Source organism: Zobellia sp. B3R18, from assembly GCF_018860715.1.
Taxonomy (GTDB): Bacteria; Bacteroidota; Bacteroidia; order Flavobacteriales; family Flavobacteriaceae; genus Zobellia; species Zobellia russellii.
In genome coordinates, this window is the sequence record NZ_JAHKQG010000011.1 from 1,471,508 (window position 1) to 1,497,792 (window position 26,285).

Consider the following 26,285-nt stretch of genomic DNA (forward strand, 5'->3'; position numbering starts at 1 on the left):
ATGATTTTTTTGAACAGATTAAAGCTCCCTGCTCTTGCAGTAATAGTATTGGTTACCATCTTTACGTCTTGTGAAGAAGACTTGACAACCATTGGTTCTGGCGTAGTTGGTGGAGAGCCGTTCAAAAATAATAAGGCCGTCTTTGATGTCTTTGCCTATAATAAAAAGGTGAAGGCCGTATCTACGAATAGATTGCCAATTTATCAATTGGGCATTTATGATGATCCACTTTATGGTAAAACCGAAGCACAGGTAACCACTCAGGTCTTGTTGCCTAGTGGTTCGCCTACTTTTGGCACATATAGTCAGGAACTGGAAGATACTGAAAACACTAGTGTGCCGGCACAGATTCAAGAAAATGAAACTGTAGAGTCTGTTTATTTGTACATCCCGTTTTTGACAAATCCTTCAGGTGATGCTGATTTGGATGGCGTTATAGATGAACTGGATAAGGATCCGTTAGACCCCAATAGTGATACTGATGGAGGAGGACTTTTGGATAATCAAGAAAAAACAAAAGGGTCTAACCCTCTTGATAGTAAGGATGATACGGATGACGCAAATTTTGTAAGGGATCAGTTTGCCAAGACTTTTGATTTGGATAGTATTTATGTTGATGGTCGTTTATATCGTGAAGGAGACAATCCATCCTTTAATTTAAAAGTACAGCGGTCCACTTATTTTTTACGTGATCTTGATCCTTCAGCCAATTTTCAAGAGGCCCAAGAATACTATTCAAGTCAGGAATTTGCGCCCACTTTTGTTGATGAGGTATTGTATGATAGCGAGGCAAGTTCCGAAGAAATTGTAATTAGCAGAGATCAGATACCTGTGCCTAAAAGAGATGATGTTTCTACTGAAGATGTTGATGAGTCTACCCAATTCAACTATTTGGCACCTGGAATTCGAGTAGCTTTGGACAAAGACTTTTTTCAGGAGAATATTTTGGATAAGGAGGGTTCTACAGAACTTGAAAGTCAAGCAAACTTTAAAGAGTTTTTACGCGGATTGCATTTTTCTCTCTCATCGGGAGGTAATGATGTCATGTTTTTGTTCGATATAAAATCGGCAAACATCACCATTACATATAATTATGATACTGCAGATTCTGCCGGTGCAGTTACAGAGCAAGCAGGACAAAAGGATGTAGTGTTGAGTTTTGTAAGGGATTCGTTTAGTTCGCAAGGTCAATTTTTGGGTACAGATGGTAATGCCGTAAATACATTTATTAATGAAGCCTATCCTTCCGAGATAACGGATAACTTGGATACAGGTGAAAATGCAGCAAAAATCTATTTAAAAGGAGGGGCAGGTGCTTTTGCTGAAGTTAAATTGTTTGATGAAGCAAATAGTAGAGACGCACTTAACAAGATAAAATCCAATAATTGGATTATCAACAATGCCAATCTTGTATTTTATGTTGCCAATGATAATTTAGGTGCTGAGCCACAACGCCTTTATCTATATAATTCGGAAACGAATACCATATTACCGTTATCAACAAGTGATGCGGATGGTAGGTCTACCGAGTATGGAGGAATAATAGAAACTGATAGCGATGGTAAAGGTGTGAAATACAGTGTTAACATAACAACGTATATCAATAGCCTTATCGTTAATAATGAAGATAATGTAACTTTAGGTCTTACCACTACGCCCAATTTGTTTCTTAATACTGTGGGAAATGCTATGTTGGAGAATGAAGAAGAACAACAATTGCCCATAGCCAATACAGTTTCACCTTTAGGTACTGTCCTTTATGGTAGTGCTGATGGGGCGGAAGATGATAAGAAACTCAAGCTTGAAATTTTCTATACCGAAACCAACTAAGTTTATACAAAACAACTACTCTAATTTTTAGTAATGTAAGTTTTATACTAGCAGATGTTCAGATTGGCCTTACTTATACCAATTAACGATATTTTTCGTTTTATAAGTGTGTTTTAAGGGCATTTGGCTAGCTTCTAGTACATTTGTGATGAATATTTATTTTCCCCAACTTAAATTAACATATACAGTATGTGTGGAATAGTAGGTTATATAGGGTATAGAGATGCCTATCCGATTGTCGTAAAAGGTTTACAACGTCTTGAATATAGAGGGTACGATAGTGCCGGTGTTGCAATTTACGATGGCGAAAAAATAAGTTTAGCAAAGACCAAGGGTAAAGTTGAAGATTTAAAGAAGAAGGCAGAAGGTTCTATTTCTTTAGAAGGGAAACTGGGTATTGGTCATACACGTTGGGCAACCCACGGTGTACCGAATGATGTAAACTCTCATCCGCATTGTTCAAATTCAGGTGATTTGGTAATTATCCACAACGGAATTATCGAAAACTATGAGTCCATAAAAAAAGAGCTTATTAAAAGAGGCTACACTTTTGAATCCGATACGGATACCGAGGTTTTGGTAAACCTTATTGAGGAGGTTCAAAAGACCGAAGGCGTAAAGTTAGGTCAAGCAGTGCAGATTGCTTTAAATGAGGTTGTGGGTGCTTATGCTATAGCCGTATTCGACAAAAAGAAACCGGATGAAATAGTGGTTGCCAAATTAGGTAGCCCGTTGGCAATTGGTATTGGCGATAACGAGTTTTTTATTGCGTCGGATGCTTCCCCTTTTATAGAATTTACCAATAATGCAGTGTATCTTCAGGATGAAGAGATGGCCATTGTTCGTTTAGGTAAGGAAATTAAACTTCGTAAGATAAAGAATGATGCGGTAGCATATCCTAATATCCTCGAGCTCAAAATGAATATTGAGGAAATTGAAAAAGGAGGGTATGATCATTTTATGCTCAAAGAGATATATGAGCAACCAAGAGCTATTTTAGACACTTATAGAGGTAGGTTACGTGCTGCCCAAGGCCTCATAAAGATGGCTGGGATTGATGAGAATATCGAAAAGTTCATGAATGCCAACCGTATTATCATTGTGGCATGTGGTACATCATGGCATGCTGGGTTGGTAGCGGAATATATATTTGAAGATTTAGCGAGAATACCTGTAGAAGTAGAATATGCTTCGGAATTTAGATATAGGAATCCGGTAATTACAGATAAAGATGTATTAATTGCTATTTCTCAATCGGGAGAAACGGCAGATACCTTGGCGGCAATAAAACTGGCTAAGGAAAAAGGAGCTTATGTATTTGGAGTTTGTAACGTGGTTGGTTCTTCTATAGCAAGAGAAACGGATTCTGGTGCGTATACGCATGCCGGTCCAGAAATTGGGGTGGCGTCAACTAAGGCATTTACTACTCAAATAACCGTTCTTACGTTAATTGCATTAAAGTTGGCCAAAGAAAAGGGAGTTTTCTCCCAATCTAGGTTCCATGAATTTTTGACGGAGCTAGAAACTATTCCCGCAAAAGTGGAGAAGGTTTTAGAAAGCAACGCTTTAATAGAAATCATATCGGAAGTATATAAAGATTCTACCAATTGTCTGTATTTAGGTAGAGGGTACAATTTTCCGGTAGCTTTGGAAGGCGCTTTAAAGCTTAAGGAGATCAGTTATATTCATGCAGAAGGATATCCTGCTGCGGAAATGAAACACGGTCCAATTGCATTAATAGATGAGCAAATGCCAGTCTTTGTTATTGCAACCAAAAAAGGGCATTATGAAAAGGTAGTAAGTAATATTCAAGAAATAAAGTCGAGAAAAGGTAAGATTATCGCTATTGTAACAGAGGGCGATACCCAAGTTAAGGAGTTGGCCGATCATGTGGTTGAGGTTCCTGAGACTTTAGAAAGTCTTACGCCATTGCTAACAACTATACCATTACAGCTTTTATCCTATCATATAGCGGTAATGCGCGGTTGTAATGTAGATCAGCCTAGAAATTTGGCAAAATCCGTTACGGTGGAATAGTATTTTAAGATAAGTATAAGTTTTTAACAGGTCCCGACATATGTCGGGACCTGTTTTGTTTTGGTGAATTTATAATTTTTAGGGGTCTTTTTTAGGAAAAATATACTATGCATGCATAATTTTTTTCATTTTATGATTATTGGTCAAAAAAAAAATGTAACTTCGGGTTACTAACGTTTTTAACTTAAACTTAACATGAGAGCAATACTATTTTTAGCCTTGCTGTTGGCGTCTAGCTTTGGATTTTCGCAAACAACGGTAAACGGGAAAGTGGTAGATCAGAACAGTCAGCCCGTACCAGGGGCCAATATCGTTATCGAAGGAAAAGCGATTGGTACCACAACGGATTTTGACGGTAATTTCAATTTGCAAACTTCTGAAGTACCCCCTTTTCAGTTAAGAATTACCAGTATCGGATATTCCGATACTACGGAGGAAGTCACCTCTAACAATCAAACCTTGACCATTGTAATTAATGAGTCCCAAACATTTTTGGATGAAGTGGTTATATCTGCTTCAAGAACACCCGAGCGTATTTTTGAGTCACCGGTTACGGTAGAGCGAATAGGTGTTTCGGAAATAAAGAACGGTACTGCCGCAGATTTTTATGGTGGTCTTGAAAATTTAAAAGGGGTTGATGTAAACACAAATAGTTTAACCTTTAAATCAATCAATACTAGAGGTTTTGCATCTTTTGCAAATACGCGTTTTATGCAGTTGGTTGATGGTATGGATAACTCAACACCTGCATTGAACTTTCCAATTGGTAACTTGGTAGGTTTAGTTGAACCAGATGTTTTAAGTGTTGAATTGTTACCGGGTGCATCATCTGCACTATATGGTGCAAACGCTTTTAACGGAATCTTGTTCATGCGTAGTAAGAACCCTTTTGATTACGAGGGTATAAGTGTGTCTATTAAACGAGGTATAACATCCCAAAAAGCTGCAGGTGACAATTCGTACACGGATTTTGGCATTAGAGCTGCATATAAGTTTAGTGAAAAATTTGCAGGAAAAGTCAATTTCGGATATTTAAAGGGAACTGACTGGGCGGCTAATAATATAGATGACAAGAATACTCCCGGGGGAACTAGGGATAATTTGAATTATGACGGTGTTAATGTTTATGGGGATGAGGTTTCTACGAACATTAAGGATGTAGCCCTTACTTTGGAAGGTTTAGGTGTATTGCCTGCAGGAGCTAACGCTCTGGTTCCTTCTGAAATCGTAAGTAGAACAGGTTATCATGAAAGTGACCTTACCCAATACAACGCTGAAAGTATAAAGGCGGATTGGGGCTTGTATTACAGGCCAATCGAAGGCAAAAGTTTGGAGATTTCCTACGTAGGTAAGGTGGGTACAGGTACAACAATTTACCAGGGTACCAATAGATACAATATTGACGGATTCTTTCAAGAGCAGCATAAGCTTGAGGTTAGAAACGATAACTTTTTTGTAAGGGGTTATGTGGTTGGTGATAAAGCAGGTGATTCTTATGATATGGTATTTACCGGAATCAATATTAACCAAACTTGGAAAGATAATAATACTTGGTTTGGAGAGTATACGGGAGCTTATGTTCAGGCAACATTGGCCGGCGCCACAGACGAACAGGCTCACGCTGCCGGTAGGGCACAAGCAGAATCCGGAAGGTATCTTCCTGGTACGCCCGAATTTGAGGCTGCTTTTAATAAAGTGATTAAAGACCCGGACCTAAGCAAGGGATCTCAATTTTACGATCAATCTAAGTATTATCATGCAGATGGTAATTATAACTTTAGTCATTTGATTGATTGGGCAGAAATTCAAGTTGGTGGTTCATTTAGGGAGTATAGTTTAAATTCCTTAGGTACCATTTATACGGATTCGGAAGAAGATGGTCCAATTGACTATTCTGAATTTGGAATTTATTCTCAGATCCAAAAGACCTTGCCTTTGGCGGGAGAGAAAAGCTTGAAGTTAACAGGGTCTATTCGTTATGATAAGTCTGAGTTTTTTGACGGATTTTATTCGCCAAGACTCTCTGCGGGTTATACTTTGAACAGAGACCATAATATTAGGGCTTCTGCTCAAACCGGATTCAGAAACCCTACTACACAAGATCTTTTCATTGGTTTGGATGCCGGTAGGGCCATTTTAATTGGTTCTGCACCGGATAACTTGGGGCAATATTCAAGAGATTTTGATGTAAGTGCTACTGGTCAACTTCAATTTCAACAACCATCCACGGTAACCCAAACCGGTGCTGCGGCTTATAATAATTCCTATTCTGCTGCGTCTGTGGCGGCTTTAGGGGCAACGGGAAACCCCGCCGTTCTTGAAGTTGCAAATCCGGATTTAGTTAAACCTGAAAGAGTAACGTCTTTTGAAGTCGGGTATAGAGGTAAGGTTGATAAGCTTGTAATAGACTTTAGTACCTACTACAATACATATAAAGACTTTATTTCACAAGAAGTTGTAGTTTCTCCTTTCTACGGAGAGGTTGGTGATGGTGCCCTTTCTGTAGCGGCAATAGCTAACGGAGATTTTCAAGCGTATAGTACGTATACTAATACTGATGCAGATGTTAGTTCTTATGGTGCGTCTTTAGGCCTTAATATGAAAGTATTTGGCGACTATAATTTAGGAGGTAGTTACACGTATACAAAATTGGATTTTGATCGTGAAGCCAATCCGGATGTAATGTTGAATTTCAACACTCCTGAACACAAGTTCAAGGCATCTTTTGGAAATGAACAGTTATTTAAAAACTTTGGATTTAACGTATCGTACAGGTTTAGCGATGATTATTTCTGGGAAGCTACTTTTGGTAACGGCGTTATTCCAGAATTTCATGTAGTTGATGCACAAATCAATTATGAAGTTCCAAGTATCAAATCTTCATTTAAATTGGGAGGCACAAACTTGACTGGTAAGGAATATTACACGGCATTCGGTACCGGTTATATTGGTTCTATGTACTACTTATCTTGGACAATTAACAATTAATTTTTAATCTCAAGTTGAAATGAAAAACTTAAAATATATATACTTTTCTTTAGGTATCTTGGCCTTTACTGCCTGTAATGACCCTGAAGATGTTGATCTTGAGCCAGAAGTAATGGCGGAGGCACTTGCCGAATTAAATGCGGGCTCTGCAGATTTTTCAACCTATGTTTCTTTGGGGAATTCGTTAACCGCAGGTTTTACTGACGGCGCATTGTTTCAAGCCGGTCAGACTAACTCTTTTCCAAACTTACTATCTCAAAAGTTCAGTCTTGCTGGTGGTGGTGGTTTTACTCAGCCTTTAATCAATGATAATATTGGAGGGCTTTTGTTGGGAGGGGCTAAAATTACAGATCCACGGTTTTATTTTTATAGTGATACTGATCCCGATGATGATTTTGATTCAGGGCCGTATTTATTGGGAGTTATTCCTCATGAAAATGATTTCACACCTGTATCTCCCTTGACCGATATTGCCGTGGATAATCCATCTGGCCCATTTAATAACATGGGTGTCCCAGGAGCGAAAAGTTTTCATCTATTGGCGCCAGGTTATGGAAATATAGCCAATTTATCGGCTCAATTGGCCAATCCTTATTTTGTTAGAATGACGGGTGCTACACCAGATGCTAGGGTTTTAGAACTGGCCATGGCCCAATCACCTACATTTTTTACATTGTGGATTGGAAATAATGATGTACTTGGATATGCGCTTTCAGGAGGTGATGGAACAAATCCTATTACGGATCAGCCAACTTTTGACTTCGCAATAAATACGCTCGTAACTACATTAACGTCCAGTGGGGCAAAAGGGGTTATGGCAAATATTCCATATGTAACTTCAATTCCGCATTTTACAACTGTTCCTCATGATCCTATAGATCCTGAAGAAAATGATTTTGCTGCTCAGGTGCCAACTCTTAATACGGTTTACGGTGCATTGAATCAAGTGTATACGGCTTTGGGAGAGACCGAGAGAGTTGTTGTTTTTTCGGATACGTTAGACAATGCGGTCGTTATCAAAGATGAGGCTCTTGTAGATATTTCAGCCCAAATTACAGGTGCTTTTAATGCAAACCCTGCTTTTCCGGTATTTGTTACGCAGCTGGGGCTGCCTCAGGAAGCGGCTCCGTTGGTAGCCAGTCTGTTGGGAACAACCTACGGGCAGACCAGACCTGCAACGGAAAATGATTTATTGGTGCTACCTAGTAGTAAAGTTATCGGAACTGTTAATGAAGAATCTTTTGCCGCACTTTCTGCAGCAAATCTTCCTGCAGCGGTAGCCGGTCAGTTTTCTGTAGAGGGTATAACGTTACCTTTAGCCGATAAATGGGTCTTAACACCAGAAGAACAAGATGAAATTAAGATTGCTACGGATCAGTTTAATGCTACAATTACATCTGCCGCTTCTGCTGCTGGCTTGGCGTTTGTAGATGCCAACCAATTGTTGCAGGATTTGGCCCAAGGCGGTGTTACGGACGGTGATTTTACTTTGACCGCCAATTTAGTAACAGGAGGAGGTTTTTCTCTTGATGGAGTGCATTTGACAGCGAGGGGGTATGCACTTATTGCGAATGAATTTATGAAAGCAATAGATGCTACATATCAATCTAATTTTGAGGCATCCGGGTCTTTGTTCAACATTGGGAATTTCCCAACGAACTATTCGCCGGCATTGCAATAGGTATAGATTTTCTTACGTTTTACAAGGCACCATTTAACGGTGCCTTTTTTTATGGTGAAAAAAGAATAAAAAGTAGTTTTCAATTCAAGTTGAAAAACATACCTTTGCAGCCTGAAAAACATAGCTGTATTAAGGTGTTTTTCAATACAGTAAGTAATTTGAATTCATAAACTAATAAAGTAATGTCAAAAGTTACAGGTAAAGTTTCCCAGATTATTGGGCCAGTAGTCGATGTGGAATTCCAATCAGGAGATGCCCTTCCAAAAATTTACGATTCTCTTGAAATCGCTGGTAAAGATGGTTCTAAACTTGTTTTAGAAGTACAGTCTCACGTTGGTGAAAATACTGTGAGAACAATTTCTATGGATTCTACTGATGGTCTAAGTAGAGGAACAGATGTGCTTTCGACAGGTAGCGCAATACAAATGCCGGTTGGTGATGATGTGTATGGTCGCCTTTTTAATGTAATTGGTGATGCTATTGATGGTTTGGGCGATTTGCCTAAAGCAGGTAAAGATGGTTTGCCTATTCACAGAGACGCTCCTAAATTTGAAGATCTTTCTACTTCTACCGAAGTTCTTTTTACCGGTATTAAGGTAATTGATCTTATTGAGCCTTATGCAAAGGGTGGTAAAATTGGATTGTTCGGTGGTGCAGGTGTTGGTAAAACCGTATTGATTCAGGAGTTAATTAACAATATCGCTAAAGGCCATGGTGGTCTTTCTGTATTTGCCGGTGTTGGAGAACGTACTCGTGAAGGAAACGATTTACTTCGTGAGATGTTGGAATCTGGTATTATCAAGTATGGTGATGATTTCATGCATTCTATGGAAGAAGGCGGATGGGATCTTGCAAAGGTTGATAAAGCCGCTATGAAAGATTCAAAAGCAACTTTCGTTTTTGGTCAGATGAACGAACCACCAGGAGCACGCGCTCGTGTGGCATTGTCAGGATTGACAATTGCTGAGTACTTCCGTGACGGTGCTGGAGAAGGTCAAGGTAAAGATGTACTTTTCTTTGTAGATAATATATTCCGTTTTACGCAAGCGGGTTCTGAGGTATCGGCTCTTCTAGGTCGTATGCCTTCTGCGGTAGGTTACCAACCAACTTTGGCAACAGAGATGGGTGCTATGCAAGAGCGTATTACATCAACTAAAAGAGGTTCTATTACATCTGTACAGGCGGTATACGTTCCTGCGGATGATTTAACGGATCCGGCTCCTGCAACAACCTTTGCTCACTTGGATGCAACAACAGTACTTTCCCGTAAAATTGCGGAGTTAGGTATTTACCCTGCGGTGGATCCATTGGATTCTACTTCTCGTATCCTAACTGCCGAGATTTTAGGTAATGATCATTATAACTGTGCACAACGTGTAAAAGAGTTGTTACAACGTTACAAAGAGTTACAGGATATTATTGCTATTCTTGGTATGGAAGAACTTTCCGAAGAAGATAAGTTGGCAGTAGGTCGTGCAAGACGTGTACAACGTTTCCTTTCACAGCCTTTCCACGTAGCAGAGCAGTTTACTGGTCTTAAAGGGGTGTTGGTTGATATTAAAGAGACCATAAAAGGTTTTAACATGATTATGGACGGAGAGTTAGATCACCTTCCTGAATCTGCCTTTAACCTTAAAGGAACCATTGAAGAGGCAATAGAAGCAGGTGAGAAAATGTTGGCCGAAGCTTAATTAGGAGCAGTACATAGTAATTAGTACTGTGTGTGCAGAACTAATTGCTAAATACTAACTACTCAATACTAAAAAGGATGTATTTAGAAATTGTATCACCAGAAGCTACTTTATTTTCAGGCGAAGTAACATCGGTAACTGTACCGGGAGTTAATGGCGAGTTTCAAATTTTGAACGGTCACGCTGCTATAGTTTCTTTACTTCAAGAAGGTAATGTTCGTGTGGACGGAAACATAACGATAGATGAGGCACATGCTTCTAAATTTTCAAAAGACGCTAGCGGAAAGGTAATACTTCCCATTTCTAGTGGAACTGTTGAAATGAGTGATAATCGGGTAATTGTATTGGCCGATTAGAGATTTGCACTGTGCAATAAATATTAAAAAGCCATACTTAACCGTATGGCTTTTTCGTTTTTATAAAGATGGCTAAGAGCAACGTAATTATTTCAGGGGGTAACCGTCCATTTTGGCAACTGGTACTGGCATCTGTGTTTTTCACCGCTGCTATTTATTTTTTCTATCGTTTTTTGGTCACTATTGATTTATACGGTGAATCCAGAGAGGTTAGAGGTGCTGTAAATGCTTTGGAGGTAGCCGTAATTACATTTATGGGAGGACTAGGGTCATCCGTAACAAGGGATTATTATTTTGACTTTGACAATTATCGCTACAAGTCTGTTTATAGGGTAGGCCCTTTTAAGAAAGGGAAATGGCAGGACTTTCAAAACTTGGAGTACATTTCTGTTTTTAAAAATTCAAAAGCTCAGTTTGAGGTTAATTTATGGTACAACAGAAACAAACATTTTAATATCTCGCTCTTAGAAAGTAAAAAGGATGCTATGGAACAAGGCAAAGTACTGGCTCAAAAATTACAGATAAGTTTACTGGATGCTACCCAAGCTAATAAACAAAAATGGATAGAAATTGATTGATTTTCTTGAGGATATATATTTTAAATAAGGCATAGAATAGAAGTTCAAGGATTTACCCTTTGGCTTCTTATACAAATACGCTGGTCTTGACTTTTTTCGGTCAGGAAGACGTTGATAGTAAAACTGTCATAGTTCAATTTTGAAGATAGCCTACTGCTTTACTTTTAAAGTTTATTGAAGTAAAACAATCACCCATTTTTGCCCAGCGGACTCATAAGTTTGTAATTCATTAAAACCAATAGCATAATGTGCAATTAAAGAACGGGTATTTGTGGCATCTACTTCAGTGATGATAGAGTTAAAATTTTCTCTTGTTTCGGTTTGCATGGTTTCGTATAATTTTCTGAATATACCTTGCTTGCGAAATGCCTTATCAATGCAGATTTGTCCCATAACCATATAATTCTCTGGTTTGGGAATAACGGATTCTATTTGGGTAAACATAGGTTTTAAAACCTGTATTTCATCTGCAAACTTTGGATGCATACAGAGGGCATAACCAACAACTAGACTACCTGATTTGGCTATAATATGCGGACATACATCATTCATTGCTTTTAAAACTTCAAAAGTATGTTCTACGGTTACAAAACCTTCTAGGGCCTTTTCCTTGGGAGAAAGTGTAGAGGACAGGTTTTTCTTTTGAAGCGCTAGAATTTGCTTTAGCTCACTATCTGTTGTAACTGTAGTGGTAATCACTTTTAATTTACTTTTAGCCATTCTTGTCTATTGCGCAACTGTTTTTTTGAAGGTTTTATGTTTTCTTTTTCCATTAGTTGCAGATGGTAATCCGGATTTCTTTCCAAAATAAGTTTGGTCTGTTTTGTGAATCCTTGGCTTGTAAATTTAATGTTTAGGGTATCCCCAACCTTTAGCCCTGCTATATAAGCGCTAAACTGTTGCCCGTCCGGGAATCCGGCATCATTTATATGAGTTATAATATCTCCTTTGTTCAATCCGGATTTATATGCTGGAGTGCCCATTTTGGGATTGGATTGTATCTGACCGTGTCCGTCGCCATTTAAAGAAACCGATGCCCCAAAATAAGGTTCTTCCGGATTTTGTTTGAGTGCAACACCAACGGAGTTTAAAAGAGAATTGTAATCGGGCATTTCGCTTTTATAGATGTATTTGCCAAAGAAATTTTGAGCAATATCATTCCCTGCATATTCTGCTAAGGATTTTTGCAGGTTTTCAACGGTATACGGTTGCTCGCTTTTACCATATTGCATCCAGACGTGTTTCATAAAATCGTCCAGGTTTAGTTTTTCTTCTCTCAGGGATAGATCAAGCGCTAGTCCTAAAATACTCCCGTAAGAGTAATAGGAGATAAAAGTATTTTCCCGGTTAACAGGATCTACGGAAGTGGCTGCATCTACAAACGGAGCTTGGTAGCTCATTTCTATAGGATTAAAAAATTGGCGTGCAGGTGAGTTCCAAACATAATTAAAAGTACCGCTAATACCCTCTACATATTTTGTGGGCGAAATAATCCCGGCCCTACAAAGTATAAGGTTGGTGTAGTAACTTGTAAAACCCTCGGCAAACCACAATGCTCCGCTCATGTTGGTTTCTTCAAAATTAAAAGGTTCCAATGATTTGGGGCGTATGCGCTCTACGTTCCATGCATGGAAAAACTCATGAGATACGGTACCTATGTTACCACTTATGCCTCCTTCTGCTAAACTACGTGTGCTGGTGAGTATAGTTGAATTACGGTGCTCCATACCATCACCAGATGCATTGGGAATGTAACAGGCCAAAAAGGTATAGGTGCCATAATCGAATTCGGGTAGTTCTCCATAAACATCTCTCTCCGCCAAAACGATTTTCTTCACGTTCTCAAAATAGGCATCCAATTCTTCATCGGTGCCGTTATGATGCAATACAAAACGTATTTTTTGCTTCTTTCCATTATCCTCTACCTCAAACTCACGAACGGAATGGTTACTGATTTCCGTAGGGCTATCCATAAAATAATAGAGGTTGGGGGCAGAATAGGTTGTTCCGGAAACCAAAGGAAGTTGGGTGGCGACTTTCCAACCTAAATCCTTTCGAACTTTGAAATCCACTTTAATTTTTCTCTCATTAAGCGCAGGAGTATACATGAACGTTGCAGGTATGTTCAAGTGTGCGTGGGTTTCGTCTACCTGTGAATAAGTTCCATCACCTCGGTTAGCAAAGAGCGTATAGCTTATGTTAATAAGATCGTCATGTCCTATTACTTGCCATTGGTAGGGGTCTGGGCGCAGAACTTCCAAAGTTTTTCCTTTACTGTCCGTAGCCTTAAAATTATATACGTTCTTGGCAAATTCATGTAACGCATAGCGGCCAGGTGACGTACGGCTCATTCTAAAAGAGATCGTATCCGTTTTTAACTCTGGAAAGCTTCCTTTGATAACCGCTTCATGGTGAATGGCGTTTTCAAAAGAAATTTCATAGCTATTGGTTTGGGCAAAAAGTATACTAATGGTAGTAAGCAATAGGGACGTAAGGTAGAATTTCATTAATGTAAATTTAATGTCACTAATATACCATTTAAAGAGTGTATTCTCTACATTTCAATTTAGTATATAAGATTAGTCCCTGTGTGACCAACCAAATGCATACATAGGAGAGGGGTATTACTTTTTTCAGTATGTGTAGGCCATTCACAATAAATTTTAAATAACCCTAGTTATTGTTCAGGACGATATTCTATAATCTTTCCGTTTAGATAAAACCCCTGAAAAAGGGGTGTTCTTAAGAAATGCTTGATCTTACCTTTGTTGTCAATAAAAACCTCATTATGATTCATTCTTTAAAAAGTTACACTTGGTTCATCTTAGTAATAGCTTCAATAAGTGTTGTACATGCCCAAAATGACACTATCTACTATAATAAAAGTTGGAAACCGGTTACGGTGAAAGATAGTGCTTCGTTCTTTAGAATTCCGGTTACGAAAAATGGTGAGTTGTTTCATATGCAGGATTTTTACCTGTCCGGGAAGAGACAAATGGAAGGGTTTTCACTATCCGCGGAAAAGGACATTTGGCAAGGTAAGGTAACATGGTATAATGAAGATGGCTCTGTTTATCAAAAAGGCGATTATGAGCAAGGTTACCTAGAAGGAGATTTTATAACCTATTTAAAAGGGAATAAGTTAAAGGCAAAATATAGCAAAGGTCAATTTATATCGGGAAAAAGGAATACAAGTTATGGAGACCGTATGTACTATATGGAAAAGGCGGGTGATACCATAAAGGAAATCGTCTATCAAGATGATATAGGCGGTATACGGTTTGAGCGTATTGGCACCAAAGATATATACGAGCTCAGTTCAAAATATTATGGAGAAGGAGGTACATATATTGGGGAAAAAACAACTTCCGTCAACGGCAATATCAAAGGAGAAGAGGTAACTTATATGTATGGCCCCATGCGAGTTAAAAACATTAACTATTACAGTAGAGGTACGGTATTGGGGCAGACTTTTTACTATCCCAACGGAAAACTCCGATCGTTCTTTCAGAAGGAGCCGGATTTGGCCCATATTTATTATACTCCGGAAGGAGAGGAGATGGGTAGGATAAACTATAAAATGGATGCTTATGGCATTATCCCCAACAACGGAACCTTAATAAATTTTGCTTACGGAAACTACAAGGACAATTATGAAAATGAGTATAAAATTGCTAGAAAAACAACTTACACCAATGGTAAAATAAGTGAGGACGCAGATTACTATTTGAACGGTCAGGTAAAAGCAATAAATAAATTTAAAGATGGGCAAAAGATACTTCAGGTAAGTTATACAGAAGATGGTTCCGAGCTGGCAAAGATGGAGTATGAAAACTATAAGCCCATGAACGGTACGGAAATTAATTCATTGGGACAAAGAACTTATGAAAATGGAGAATTGATCAAGGAAATTATCTTTTTCTATAAGACCGATATTGTTCAAATTGAAAAAACCAACGAAATAGAAATCTATTATGACAAGGAGGGGAACAAGTTGGGAGAGCTAGCGCTAGAAAACAGTAGTTCATATCCAAAACCTTTGGAGGGTAAGCGTTATACCTACGATTATAATATTGGCTCCGTAAGCGGAATAGAAGAGTATGAAAACGGAGGGCTAATTCGTAAAACCTACTGGAGAAAAAGAAAGATCAATGAAGATTCTTCTGCTGTTTTTAAGAGAATAGAAGAATATGATGGAGAAGGTTATTATAAAACCAAGGAAATAAAGTTTTATAGTAACGGCAAGAAACAGAGCGAAACTTTATATAAAAAGTATGTGGAATCAACCGGGACTTTCTACAGTAAAACAGAAGAGGTTTTGGGTTCTTTTGATTATATAAAAAAGGAAGGAACGCGATATAAATTTTTTGGAGATTCGGATGCGGTTCAAGAATATGAGGTGATCAAAAATGGAGAACAAATCGCCTTTAAAAAATATGATTACGGAAATGATGCTAAGTATGGTAGTATTAATCCGGTACTGGTTGAAAACATGGATGTTAATTGCTGTGCATCTTTTTATGATAGGGACGGTAAATTAATTGCCGAAGTAAAATTCAAGAATCAAAAACCATGGAGCGGTGAGTATTACGACCCAATTTCAAGGGAATTGTTTCAGATTAAAGAGGGCAAGAAATCTGGGGATTACAAAAAGTTGGATTATAGTAAAAACCTACTCGCAGAAGGAACCTTCAAGAACGACAAAAAAGAAGGCGTTTTTAAAACCTTTACATATAAAGGTGTTTTGCTGTCAAAAGAAATTTACCAGAATGATAAATTAAATGGAAAAGCTACATATTATGATCAGGATGGCGAGCAAATAGGGGAAATGCTGTATAAAGACGGAATGCCCATGGATGGCGTGAGGACATCAGTTTCCAGTTATAAAAATACCATTCAAACCTATAAAGGCGGGCAACTGCTTAAAGAAGATATAAAAACTAAAGAAGGCCTATTGGTCAAGTCCTATTCAAAGGATGGCATAGTGAGCTGTAAGAAGTATTTTCCTAATGAAGAGAAGATAAAATACAGTTTTGAATTGTGGCAAGGACAGCTGAATGGAGGCGTCGTAAAATATGATATGGATGGGAAAGAGTTGGCGAGAGCCGTTTTCGATAAAGGCCAACTTGTGAGCGGAACGGTATATTTGAAACAGGGGTATAACGATAAAAATTTGGCATACTATAGTCTCAATAAAAAAGGGGATGCCCTTCTACTGTCCATTTACGGAGAAGATGATAAGCTTTTGTTTTCATCCGAAGAAAGGCTTTATTTTGGAGAACATACTTTTTTCTCGCAAAAGCTAGGATTGGAAATGAAGTATTTTAACGAGGGTATCCTGTATTGATCAAATATGTATGTTTTAATTAAACGGCTTACATTTGGGGTATGGTAAACCTGCCCCATAAACTAATACAAAAACTTGAGGATAGGGCCCGGCAGAACGCCATGCGCAATTTGCCGGTGCCAAATGCAAAATGGGTAGACTTTTCTTCAAATGATTATTTGGGCCTTGCTCAAAAACCCGAGCTGTACCATGTTGCCCAAAATATCCTGAAACAAACGCCAGGCGTAATAAATGGGGCTACCGGTTCTAGATTAATAAGCGGGAATCACGCACTATACGCAGAACTGGAAATGCAGTTGGCCGCATTTCACGAATCGGAAGCTGCGCTGGTCTTTAATTCCGGTTATGATGCCAATATTGGTTTTTTTAGTTCCGTGCCCCAAAGAGGAGATGTTGTTCTGTATGATGAATATATTCATGCCAGTATTCGTGATGGAATGCGAATGGGCAATGCCAAAAGTTACAAGTTTAAACATAACAATCTTGCCGATTTAGAAGCAAGGTGTAAAGCAGAGCGAAGTCGTAATCACCCAGAGATAGAAATTTATGTGGTAACGGAATCTGTTTTTTCTATGGATGGAGATACGCCCGATCTAGTTGGGTTTGCCAAAATATGTGGTACATACAACTGTAGGCTCGTTGTTGATGAGGCCCATGCCGTTGGGGTCTTTGGGAAGCAAGGTGAAGGTTTGCTCCATGAATTGAATTTGCAAAAAGAAGCTTTTGCCCAAATTGTAACTTTCGGTAAAGGTTTGGGTTGCCATGGGGCCGCTATTTTGGGGAGTGCTTCGCTAAAAACGTACTTGGTGAATTTTGCTCGGAGTTTTATTTATACCACTGGGCTTTCACCACATTCGGTCGCTTCGGTTTTATCGGCTTACAGCCATCTTAAGAATCAATGTGTTGAGGTGGAGAAATTGAAACATAACATATCTTATTTCAACCGTAAATTGGTTAGCTCAGGATTGCAGGGGCAGTTTATTTCCAGTAATTCTGCCATTCATTGTTGTTTGGTGCCAGGCAACGATAAGGTGCGCGATATGGCCAAGGCAATTCAAGAAAAGGGATTTGATATCAGGCCTATTCTTTCGCCCACTGTGCCTATAGGTCAGGAACGTTTGCGAATTTGTCTTCATAGTTTTAATTCTGAAAAGGAGATAGATAATTTACTCAAAACGGTAATGTAATGGATACGGTCTAGTATGAAAGAGAAATTTTATACCATAGCTTCTTTTGAATATCCGGCGGATGTTCAGATTCTAAAGGGAAAATTGGAATCTGAGGGAATATCTGTTTTCTTGAAAGATGAATATACACTTAATTCAGACCCAATGATCAGTAATGCAATTGGCGGGGTTAAAGTACAGGTCTACACGGAAGATAGGGAAAAGGCTGTAGAAATTTATAATGAAATTAGGGCCTATGCCATAGATGATAATGGTAATTTGATTGTGTGTCCTAACTGTAAAATGCAAAAATCAGAGGTGTATTATAACAGAAAAGGAATTTTATATAAACTTTTTCCATTTTTTGAGGAAAAAAAATACAAATGCCTACATTGTAACATGATAACAAAACCTCAATAGCATGCAGCAGATTTTTGTAACAGGAATTTCAACTGAAGTAGGAAAAACTATAGCTTCGGCAATTATAGCGGAAGCCCTAGAGGCCGATTATTGGAAACCTGTACAAGCCGGAGATTTGGACAATACGGATAGTGATAAGGTTAAGTCCTTGATTTCCAATGAACGGACCGTTATTCATAAAAGTAGCTACGAGTTAAAAACACCAATGAGTCCGCATGCTGCTGCAGAAAGGGACGGTGTAAAGATAGACCGACTAGAAATTGTTGAACCCCAAACGGATAATTCTCTTGTTATTGAAGGTGCCGGAGGAATTTTAGTGCCCCTTAGCGAGAATGATACGGTCTTGGATATAATTATGCCCACCTATCATGTTGTGGTGGTATCCAGGCATTATTTAGGGAGCATTAACCACACGCTTTTAACGGTGGGTTGGTTGCAGCAAAAAGGGTACGATGTGTCCATACTTTTTAGCGGAGCCTCTAATCCTGAAACCGAAAATATTATTCTGCACAAAACCGGTGTTTCTGCCATTGGTCGTATAGATGAAGAGGCTAGTTTTGATAAGGCCGTTGTTAAGAAATATGCTGATAAATTCAGGTCTGCACTAAAGTCTCTTTAGTCTCTTTTTAGTCTATTCGCACTAGGGCCATATCCACTTCACTGATTGTAAATTTGTATAGCGGTGTACGGTCTTCTAAATTTTGCTGGTTAAATATATAGTAACCAGGCAGTTCGCATTGGTCGGTTTTTGTTACAATGACCTTACGGGACATTTCTAGGTATGCTGCGGTCGCGTAGAGTTTAAAAGGTGTCTGAATATGGGTGCGCAAATCTTCTTGGGTAAAAACATAGAGCGGAGCTTCGTCACCAATAATTTTATGAATGTCTTTTGCATAGGTCTGGTGCGGTGCGCTGGAGGAGGTCAATGCCTTTAGAGGTAAGGCAACATGGTCAAAGACCAGTCTACACATTACAATAAAAGCAATAACAAAAAGGTGTTTGGTATAACCTATAGTCTTATGGTGAAAAAGAAATATTGCTGCTACAACTAGCCCAAAAATTGGCATGGTGTATTTTAGATGTGGAATAATTGAAAAATAACCAATGAACGGAATAGCCAAGCAAGCAATACAGGTAGTGATCATCAGAACTTTAAAGAAGATATGGTACGTTTTATGTTTCCAATTGGTTTCTTTAAGTTGAAGAAACAAAGGATAGGTGAGCACTGTTATGACCATAGGAAAGAACATATAGGTATAACGCATTCTAGCTCCCGGCGAAACCCAGTATACCAGAAAATTGCCAAGAAAAATAAGGGTTAGGAACAACAAATAGGGGTTTGCTTTAATGTTGCGTATTTGCTCTTTTTTCCAAATGAACAAAAGAAATAAAGTTGCTGGAAATATTACCGCTAAAAAGTTTAAAGGAAGAAAGAAAAGGTGTTTGATCATCCCGTCAAATTTGTCGCTTAGTAAGGTGCGCTGCTGTGTTAGGCCCCACATTTCCGAAACGTACCTGTCCAAATCTTCATAGCTTCCGTAGATGTAGAAGTAAGCATAGACCGCTGCTGCCGATAATAAAAAGCTGAAAATGTGAGGCCAGGAGAAAAGTCTTTTTAAATCTTTTTTATAAAGTAAATAAATGCCCAGTGTAATTATAATGAAAGCAAAGGAAGCAAACCCCTTGGTTAAAAAAGCAAGTGTAATAAAAAAATAGGCACAACCGAACATAAGGAAAAACCGCCGTTGTTGATAAAAGTGAAAAATGCTAAAAATACTTAGAACCACTAGGAGGGAATAAAAGATGTCAATCTCTGCGGTAACGGAAAAATAAAAATAGATATCTGCACATACCAAGTAATAGAAAGCGGCTAAAATGCCAAATTTGGTATTAACATATTTCTTTCCCATATAAAAAGAGAGAATACCGGTGAGTAAAAATGAAAAAGCAGAAGGAAATCTAAGGGCAAAGGTATTGTAGCCAAAAAGTTTAATGCTACCCGCTAATACAATGTTCCAAAGTGGGGGATGGTCATAAAAAGTTTGGTTCAAAATGGTAGTAACCACAAAATTGTTGTTCAACAGCATCTCTAGGGCTACAAGGGCGCGACGCGGTTCTTCTGTGTATAGAGGAGCAAGGTGTAGATTGTGAAAAAGGGATATCGTGTAGAGAACAATTATTAAAAACGATAGCAAGTATAGGTTTTTGGTATTGGTCGGGTGTAAAAATCCGGTATCAAAAAACTTCATGTTTTTATAGATTTTGTTGGGCTAAAGATCAACAAAATACTTCAAAAAAAAAGTTTTAATTCCTCATCTTTGCATCATGAAGAAGGCAAATACATCAGAAACTCTAGTAACCGAAACGCTATCCGCTAGAGATAAAAAACACCTGTGGCACCCATTAACGCAGCATAAACTGCATTCTAACATGTTAGGAATAGTTAGGGCAAAAGGTGCTGTTTTGTACGATGAGAATGGAAAGGAATATATAGATGGTATAGCCTCTTGGTATACCAGTGCTTATGGCCATTGCAATGAGTATATTACCAACAAGGTGCATGCTCAAATGCAAAAGTTAGATCAGGTGGTGTTTAGCGGATTTACCCATGAACCTGCAGTAAAACTGTCCGAAGAGCTGATAAAGGTTTTGCCCAAAAACCAACAAAAACTCTTCTTTTCCGATAATGGTTCCACGGCTACAGAAATAGGCATTAAAATGGCCTTACAGTTCCATTTTAATCAGGGTAGAAAGCGCAAGACCATGCTTGCTTTTGAAGAAGGTTTTCATGGAGATACGTTCGGGGCCATGTCCGTTTCTGGGCTTTCGGTGTACAACGGCCCATTTGAGGAATTTTTTATCGATGTAGAGCGAGTTGCCGTTCCTACGGATGAAAATATTGAGGAAATCTTACTTCAGTTGGAAACGAGGTTAAAACAAAATGATATTGCAGGCTTCATTTACGAGCCTTTGGTACAAGGTGCTGCGGCAATGAAAATGCACAAAGCCGAAAATCTAGACCGTATTTTACGCCTTCTAAAACAGCATGGAGTGCTCACCATTGCCGATGAGGTAATGACGGGCTTCGGAAAAACCGGAAAACCCTTTGCTTCAGAGTATATTGAAACCAAACCTGATATAATTTGCATGTCCAAGGCCTTGACTGCGGGCTTGATTCCTATGGCAATTACGAGTTGTACCCAAGAGGTTTATGATGCCTTTTATAGCGATGAATTGGCTAAAGGTTTATTCCATGGTCATACCTATACGGGTAATCCATTGGCATGCACTGCGGCTTTGGCCGGACTGGAACTGTTGCAATCACAGGATATCCAAGGTAGAATTCAAAGCATAATCGCATCACATCAGGTGTTCGACCTTAAAATTAGAAAGCACCCAAAAGTAGCCCGTACCCGCCAATGCGGTATTATTTACGCCTTGGACCTTAATGTAAAAATGGAACGTTACGGGAATTTACGTGACCAAATGTTCAAACATTTTATGGATAATGGTGTATTTTTGCGGCCCCTTGGTAGTACCATTTATATTTCTGCCCCCTATGTGATTACGGATGCGCAGTTGCAAAAAATATATGCTACCATAGAAGATTTATTGAACAGTATTTAAACTTGCCGTTTGAAAGAACCAATATCCATTACCGCCATAGGCTCAATTTCCCCATTAGGGAAAACTTCCAGCGAAACTTGGGCGAACTACTCTAAAGACAACCATTTTTTTATTCAAAATGAATTTGGAGAGGAGTTGGAATGGATAGCCGCTTTGTCCAATGAGTCTAAACAAGCGATAGAGGCACTCAGAAATTCGGACAATAAATATAAAAGCCTTGATGATTCCGTTCTTTTCGCTTTGTATGCCTCAAGAGAGGCCATTGCCACAGCCGGATGGAAAGCGGGAGATGATTTTGGAATTAACATAGGGTCCTCAAGAGGGGCAACGGCACTTTTTGAAAAATACCATCAAGAGTTTTTGGAAAATCATAAAACGGCAACACTCACTTCACCAACTACAACCTTAGGGAATATCTCCTCGTGGATTGCACATGACCTTAAGACCCAAGGTCCGGAAATTTCCCATTCCATAACCTGTTCTACCGCACTTCATGCGGTTCTAAATGGCGTTGCATGGTTAAGGAGCGGTATGGCAAACAAATTTTTAGTAGGTGGTAGCGAAGCCCCGTTAACGCCTTTTACCATTGCCCAAATGAAGGCACTAAAGATATATTCCCAATACAAAAAGGATACGGATACCAATAAGGGGAATGAGTTCCCGAACCGTGCTTTGGATTTTGAAAAGGAAAGGAACATGATGGTTCTTGGAGAGGGCGCCTCCGTTATCTGTTTGGAAAATGGAGTTTCCTCTAAAACCTTGGCCGTAATTGAGGGTGTAGGGTATGCCACAGAGCCTTTGCGCCATAATATTTCTATCTCTACGGATGCGGAGTGTTTTCAGAGTTCCATGAAAATGGCTTTGGGAGAAATAAATCCTGATGAGGTGGACGCCATTGTAATGCATGCACCAGGAACAATTAAGGGAGATATATCTGAGTATAAGGCCATTGAGAAAGTATTTTGTAACAAGTTGCCTTTTCTGACTACAAATAAATGGAAAGTAGGGCATACTTTTGGAGCTTCGGGAGCGTTAAGCATAGAATTGGCGGTCTTGATGTTGCAGCACCAACAGGTGGTAAAAGTACCTTTCGTTACCTATTCGTCTACACCAAAGAAACTTAGTAAAGTTTTGGTAAATGCGGTAGGTTTTGGGGGTAATGCAGTTTCTATTCTATTGTCTCGTAACGTATAGTCCGCTTTCGAATTAGTTTAAGGTAAGATTATTCTTATCTTTAATCGCCAACCTAACTTTTAGCTTATGGAACTAGGGTTCGAAATGATGACTTTATTTGAGAAAATCTATTGGGTAACGGCCTTAGTAGCCTCCGTAATTCTCATTATCCTTCTATTATTAACTTTTATTGGTGGGGAGGTAGATGATATAGATGGCGATGTAGATGCAGAGATTGATGCGGACACCGGTATTGACTTTCAATTTTTATCCTTCAAAAATCTTGTCGGTTTTTTTACTCTTTTCGGGTGGTCCGGTATTGCCTGTATGGACGCTGGAATGTCTAAAGTTGTTACAGTGCTCATATCGGTCATTTGTGGCTTGCTAATGATGTTGGCCATGGCATCTTTATTCTACTATTTGGGTAAACTACAAAGCAGCGGTACTCTCAAATTTAAGAATGCCCTTAATCAAATAGGAGAGGTGTATTTAACTATTGGAGCCAATCGTAAGAGCATTGGTAAAGTAAGTATAAATGTGCAGGGAACACTGCGCGAACTGGAAGCATTGACCAATGCTAATGAAGATCTTGTGCAAGGCAATGTAGTTATCGTAAAAGAAGTTACCGCAAACGGAATTTTAATTGTTGAACCCCTAAATAAATAACCAAATGTTACTAATACCCTTACAGCTAGCGGGAAGCGCCTCGTTGCTTGCCATTGGCTTTGCTATTCTTTTCTTTTTTATCATCATCATATCGTTTATTAGAAGGTACAAACGTTGTCCTTCTGACCGTATCCTTGTGGTGTATGGTAAAGTAGGTGCCGGTAGTTCGGCTAAATGTATTCATGGTGGTGCGGCCTTTATTTGGCCGGTGATCCAAGATTATGAATATTTGGACTTAACCCCCATTTCCATTGAGGTTAATCTTGTGAACGCGTTAAGTAAGCAGAATATTAGGGTGAATGTGCCTTCTCGTTTTACCATTGGTATTTCAACGGAACCGGGAATTATGCAAAATGCCGCCGAACGTCTTTTGGGGCAGGGTATGCAAGAGGTTCAAGATTTGGCAAAAGAGATTATTTTCGGTCAATTACGTTTGGTAGTGGCTTCAATGGATATTGAGGAAATCAATTCGGATCGAGATAAATTTTTGACCAATATCTCGCAGAGTGTAGAATCGGAATTAAAGAAAGTTGGTCTCAAACTTATCAACGTAAACATTACGGATATTGTAGATGAGTCGGGCTATATAGAAGCTTTAGGTAAGGAAGCAGCGGCACACGCTATTAACGCGGCAAGAAAATCCGTTGCGGAGAAAAATAGGGATGGTTCTATTGGTGAGGCCAATGCGGTACAGGATCAACGTACACAGGTGGCAGCTGCAAACGCACAGGCTGTAGAAGGGGAGAATATTGCAAAAATCAATGTAGCCAATTCGGATTCATTACGTCGTCAGAGGGAAGCGGAAGCGGAAAGAACGGCAATTGCTGCGGAAAAAGTACAGGCGGCAAAAGCTCTGGAAGAGTCCTATGCGGCAGAAAAAGATGCGGAAGTTGCAAGAGCGGAAAGGGTACGTAGTTCTCAAATGGCGGATATTGTAGTTCCTGCGGAAATAGACAAAAAGAAAGTTGAGATTGATGCCGAAGCGGAAGCAGAGATGATCCGTAGAAAAGCAAAAGGTGAGGCAGATGCTATTTTGTTCAAGGCACAGGCCGAGGCAAAAGGTCTGTTCGAAATCTTAACGAAGCAAGCACAAGGTCTTGACGAAATTGTAAAAGCTGCAGGCAACAATCCTAAAGATGCGGTATTGTTATTAGTGGCCGATAAGCTTCCTGAATTGGTAAAAACCCAAGCAGAAGCTATCAAAAACATTAAAATTGATAAAGTAACGGTGTGGGATTCCGGAGCCAAGACAGCAGATGGAAAAGGCTCAACGGCTAATTTTATCTCTGGAATGTATAAGTCGGTTCCGCCGTTGCAGGAAATGTTCAATATGGCCGGAATGCAGTTGCCGGAGTATTTGAAAGGCAAGGATGTAGCCGATGAAAACGAGGCCAAAGATGTAAAATCTGTTAACTCGGATAAGGAAAAAGAAGAGGAATAAATCGGTTTTTAATCTATAGTATAAACGCCCGTTGATTTATGTCAGCGGGCTTTTTTCATTTCTATAAGCATGATTATTTGGCCTTATTTGGTATTCTAAATTTAGAAAGGTTATTTTTGAAGCCAGATTTTAAAAGACTATGAGCGAGACTAGACATAACTGGACCAAAGAAGAGATTCTTGATATTTATAATAAACCTTTAATGGAGTTGCTTTATGATGCGGCTACCATCCATAGAAAACATCATGATCCCAATACGGTTCAGGTGTCTACTTTACTTTCCATAAAAACAGGCGGTTGCCCGGAAGACTGTGGGTACTGTCCTCAAGCGGCAAGATACCATACGGATATTGAAGGAAACGACCTTATGAAAGTTTCGCACGTAAAAGCTCAGGCATTAAGGGCAAAAGCTTCCGGTAGTTCTCGTGTTTGTATGGGAGCTGCATGGCGTAACGTAAAAGATGGCCCAGAGTTCGATCAGGTTCTGGAAATGGTACGTACCATTAACAAGTTGGATATGGAGGTTTGTTGTACCCTGGGTATGTTAACCGAAAACCAGGCTCACCGTTTGGCAGAGGCAGGTCTTTATGCTTATAACCACAATTTGGATACTTCGGAAGACTACTATAAAGATGTTATTTCTACCCGCGCATTTGAGGATCGTCTAGAAACTATAGATAACGTTCGTAAAAGCAACGTAACAGTTTGTAGCGGCGGTATTATAGGAATGGGAGAGGCAATTGAAGATCGTGCCGGAATGTTGGTGGCCTTGGCTAGTCTAAATCCTCAGCCGGAATCTGTGCCTATCAATTCATTAGTAGCTGTAGAAGGAACTCCAATGGAAGATATGGAACCTGTTTCCATTTGGGATATGATCCGTATGGTGGCTACCACGCGTATTGTGATGCCAGAGACCCAAGTGCGTTTATCCGCTGGGCGTACGGAAATGAGCAGGGAAGGACAAGCCATGTGCTTTTTTGCCGGTGCCAATTCAATTTTTGCGGGAGACAAGTTATTGACCACTCCAAATCCTGATGTAAACGAGGATATGGAAATGTTCAAATTATTGGGATTAAATCCTCAAAAGCCGTTTACCAAAGTTTCGCAACCCAAAACTGTGGAGGCTTCGGAATCTAAGTTGCAACCTCTTGGTGAAAAGCCTAAATGGAGCCGACCGGGCCATACCATTGAGCGTAATGAAGAGGCTAAGGCAAAGAGTAAAGTGGTAGATTAGGTTAATTTTAAGAAAATATTTCCATAAGGTTAATTAAATTTGCCAACTAT

At 39.2% G+C, this 26,285-nt stretch carries 19 protein-coding genes; 16 read left to right on the top strand and 3 right to left on the bottom strand.

The features are described 5' to 3' along the window. The 7 genes from KO513_RS12695 to KO513_RS12725 all read left to right on the top strand — a co-directional run bounded on the left by KO513_RS12695 (position 1) and on the right by KO513_RS12725 (position 11,161). Positions 1-1,830, top strand: coding sequence for a DUF4270 domain-containing protein (locus tag KO513_RS12695; protein ID WP_215913670.1), 1,830 nt, complete (start codon positions 1-3; stop codon positions 1,828-1,830). 189 nt (positions 1,831-2,019) lie between these two features. Then, the gene (gene glmS / locus KO513_RS12700) at positions 2,020-3,867 is read left to right on the top strand and encodes a glutamine--fructose-6-phosphate transaminase (isomerizing) (protein ID WP_215913671.1); all 1,848 of its coding nucleotides are present in this window, start codon (positions 2,020-2,022) and stop codon (positions 3,865-3,867) included. Between the two features lie 195 nt (positions 3,868-4,062). After that, the gene (locus tag KO513_RS12705; RefSeq protein ID WP_215913672.1) at positions 4,063-6,855 is read left to right on the top strand and encodes a TonB-dependent receptor; all 2,793 of its coding nucleotides are present in this window, start codon (positions 4,063-4,065) and stop codon (positions 6,853-6,855) included. 19 nt (positions 6,856-6,874) lie between these two features. After that, a complete protein-coding gene (locus KO513_RS12710; protein WP_215913673.1) occupies positions 6,875-8,536 on the top strand; it encodes a G-D-S-L family lipolytic protein in 1,662 nt (553 codons plus the stop codon). Positions 8,537-8,718: 182 nt separating this feature from the next. Further along, complete coding sequence (gene atpD, locus KO513_RS12715; protein ID WP_215437392.1) at positions 8,719-10,227, top strand: F0F1 ATP synthase subunit beta; 1,509 nt, start codon at positions 8,719-8,721, stop codon at positions 10,225-10,227. Between the two features lie 77 nt (positions 10,228-10,304). Next, complete coding sequence (locus KO513_RS12720; protein ID WP_155601322.1) at positions 10,305-10,583, top strand: F0F1 ATP synthase subunit epsilon; 279 nt, start codon at positions 10,305-10,307, stop codon at positions 10,581-10,583. A 68-nt stretch (positions 10,584-10,651) separates the two neighbouring features. Next, complete coding sequence (locus KO513_RS12725; RefSeq protein ID WP_215913674.1) at positions 10,652-11,161, top strand: hypothetical protein; 510 nt, start codon at positions 10,652-10,654, stop codon at positions 11,159-11,161. A 171-nt stretch (positions 11,162-11,332) separates the two neighbouring features. Here KO513_RS12725 and KO513_RS12730 read toward each other — a convergent pair whose 3' ends face one another. After that, a complete protein-coding gene (locus KO513_RS12730) occupies positions 11,333-11,881 on the bottom strand; it encodes a GNAT family N-acetyltransferase (RefSeq protein WP_215913675.1) in 549 nt (182 codons plus the stop codon). After that, a complete protein-coding gene (locus tag KO513_RS12735; RefSeq protein WP_215913676.1) occupies positions 11,863-13,668 on the bottom strand; it encodes a M61 family metallopeptidase in 1,806 nt (601 codons plus the stop codon). The genes KO513_RS12730 and KO513_RS12735 overlap by 19 nt, the downstream gene beginning before the upstream one ends. A gap of 281 nt (positions 13,669-13,949) precedes the next feature. Between KO513_RS12735 and KO513_RS12740 the strand changes: the two genes are divergently transcribed. The 4 genes from KO513_RS12740 to bioD are packed head-to-tail and all read left to right on the top strand — an operon-like array spanning position 13,950 to position 18,713. After that, positions 13,950-16,508: a toxin-antitoxin system YwqK family antitoxin gene (locus KO513_RS12740; RefSeq protein ID WP_215913677.1), complete on the top strand. Its 2,559-nt coding sequence runs from the start codon at positions 13,950-13,952 to the stop codon at positions 16,506-16,508. A gap of 41 nt (positions 16,509-16,549) precedes the next feature. Beyond that, a complete protein-coding gene (locus KO513_RS12745) occupies positions 16,550-17,695 on the top strand; it encodes an aminotransferase class I/II-fold pyridoxal phosphate-dependent enzyme (RefSeq protein WP_215913678.1) in 1,146 nt (381 codons plus the stop codon). 15 nt (positions 17,696-17,710) lie between these two features. Beyond that, the gene (locus tag KO513_RS12750) at positions 17,711-18,094 is read left to right on the top strand and encodes a putative signal transducing protein (protein WP_215437408.1); all 384 of its coding nucleotides are present in this window, start codon (positions 17,711-17,713) and stop codon (positions 18,092-18,094) included. A gap of 1 nt (position 18,095) precedes the next feature. Then, entirely contained in the window at positions 18,096-18,713 is a 618-nt protein-coding gene (gene bioD, locus KO513_RS12755; RefSeq protein ID WP_215437411.1) for a dethiobiotin synthase, read from the top strand. Between the two features lie 7 nt (positions 18,714-18,720). Here the strand turns inward: bioD and KO513_RS12760 are convergent, their stop codons facing one another. Then, complete coding sequence (locus KO513_RS12760) at positions 18,721-20,343, bottom strand: glycosyltransferase family 39 protein (RefSeq protein WP_215913679.1); 1,623 nt, start codon at positions 20,341-20,343, stop codon at positions 18,721-18,723. Between the two features lie 76 nt (positions 20,344-20,419). On the opposite strand from KO513_RS12760, the gene bioA reads away from it, so the two are divergent. The 5 genes from bioA (at position 20,420) to bioB (ending at position 26,235) form a co-directional block, all read left to right on the top strand. Continuing rightward, a complete protein-coding gene (gene bioA, locus KO513_RS12765; RefSeq protein WP_215913680.1) occupies positions 20,420-21,721 on the top strand; it encodes an adenosylmethionine--8-amino-7-oxononanoate transaminase in 1,302 nt (433 codons plus the stop codon). 9 nt (positions 21,722-21,730) lie between these two features. Then, positions 21,731-22,915 carry a beta-ketoacyl synthase N-terminal-like domain-containing protein gene (locus tag KO513_RS12770; RefSeq protein WP_215913681.1) on the top strand — a complete coding sequence of 395 codons (1,185 nt, stop codon included), beginning with the start codon at positions 21,731-21,733 and terminating at the stop codon, positions 22,913-22,915. Between the two features lie 66 nt (positions 22,916-22,981). After that, the gene (locus tag KO513_RS12775; protein ID WP_215913682.1) at positions 22,982-23,560 is read left to right on the top strand and encodes a hypothetical protein; all 579 of its coding nucleotides are present in this window, start codon (positions 22,982-22,984) and stop codon (positions 23,558-23,560) included. Positions 23,561-23,564: 4 nt separating this feature from the next. Next, entirely contained in the window at positions 23,565-25,001 is a 1,437-nt protein-coding gene (locus KO513_RS12780) for a flotillin family protein (RefSeq protein WP_215913683.1), read from the top strand. A 139-nt stretch (positions 25,002-25,140) separates the two neighbouring features. Next, on the top strand, positions 25,141-26,235 hold the full coding sequence (gene bioB, locus KO513_RS12785) for a biotin synthase BioB (RefSeq protein ID WP_215913684.1): 1,095 nt from the start codon (positions 25,141-25,143) through the stop codon (positions 26,233-26,235). The last annotated feature ends 50 nt before the right edge of the window (positions 26,236-26,285 follow it).

What these genes read in the sequence shown, in the direction of transcription:
- KO513_RS12720 (WP_155601322.1), top strand. Translation starts at nt 10,305, where the DNA reads ATGTATTTAGAAATTGTATCACCAGAAGCTACTTTATTTTCAGGCGAA.
- KO513_RS12780 (WP_215913683.1), top strand. Translation starts at nt 23,565, where the DNA reads ATGTTACTAATACCCTTACAGCTAGCGGGAAGCGCCTCGTTGCTTGCC.
- atpD (WP_215437392.1), top strand. Translation starts at nt 8,719, where the DNA reads ATGTCAAAAGTTACAGGTAAAGTTTCCCAGATTATTGGGCCAGTAGTC.
- bioB (WP_215913684.1), top strand. Translation starts at nt 25,141, where the DNA reads ATGAGCGAGACTAGACATAACTGGACCAAAGAAGAGATTCTTGATATT.
- KO513_RS12745 (WP_215913678.1), top strand. Translation starts at nt 16,550, where the DNA reads ATGGTAAACCTGCCCCATAAACTAATACAAAAACTTGAGGATAGGGCC.
- KO513_RS12725 (WP_215913674.1), top strand. Translation starts at nt 10,652, where the DNA reads ATGGCTAAGAGCAACGTAATTATTTCAGGGGGTAACCGTCCATTTTGG.
- KO513_RS12710 (WP_215913673.1), top strand. Translation starts at nt 6,875, where the DNA reads ATGAAAAACTTAAAATATATATACTTTTCTTTAGGTATCTTGGCCTTT.
- bioA (WP_215913680.1), top strand. Translation starts at nt 20,420, where the DNA reads ATGAAGAAGGCAAATACATCAGAAACTCTAGTAACCGAAACGCTATCC.
- KO513_RS12775 (WP_215913682.1), top strand. Translation starts at nt 22,982, where the DNA reads ATGGAACTAGGGTTCGAAATGATGACTTTATTTGAGAAAATCTATTGG.
- KO513_RS12730 (WP_215913675.1), bottom strand. Translation starts at nt 11,881, where the DNA reads ATGGCTAAAAGTAAATTAAAAGTGATTACCACTACAGTTACAACAGAT.
- KO513_RS12740 (WP_215913677.1), top strand. Translation starts at nt 13,950, where the DNA reads ATGATTCATTCTTTAAAAAGTTACACTTGGTTCATCTTAGTAATAGCT.
- bioD (WP_215437411.1), top strand. Translation starts at nt 18,096, where the DNA reads ATGCAGCAGATTTTTGTAACAGGAATTTCAACTGAAGTAGGAAAAACT.
- KO513_RS12695 (WP_215913670.1), top strand. Translation starts at nt 1, where the DNA reads ATGATTTTTTTGAACAGATTAAAGCTCCCTGCTCTTGCAGTAATAGTA.
- KO513_RS12760 (WP_215913679.1), bottom strand. Translation starts at nt 20,343, where the DNA reads ATGAAGTTTTTTGATACCGGATTTTTACACCCGACCAATACCAAAAAC.
- KO513_RS12750 (WP_215437408.1), top strand. Translation starts at nt 17,711, where the DNA reads ATGAAAGAGAAATTTTATACCATAGCTTCTTTTGAATATCCGGCGGAT.
- glmS (WP_215913671.1), top strand. Translation starts at nt 2,020, where the DNA reads ATGTGTGGAATAGTAGGTTATATAGGGTATAGAGATGCCTATCCGATT.
- KO513_RS12705 (WP_215913672.1), top strand. Translation starts at nt 4,063, where the DNA reads ATGAGAGCAATACTATTTTTAGCCTTGCTGTTGGCGTCTAGCTTTGGA.
- KO513_RS12735 (WP_215913676.1), bottom strand. Translation starts at nt 13,668, where the DNA reads ATGAAATTCTACCTTACGTCCCTATTGCTTACTACCATTAGTATACTT.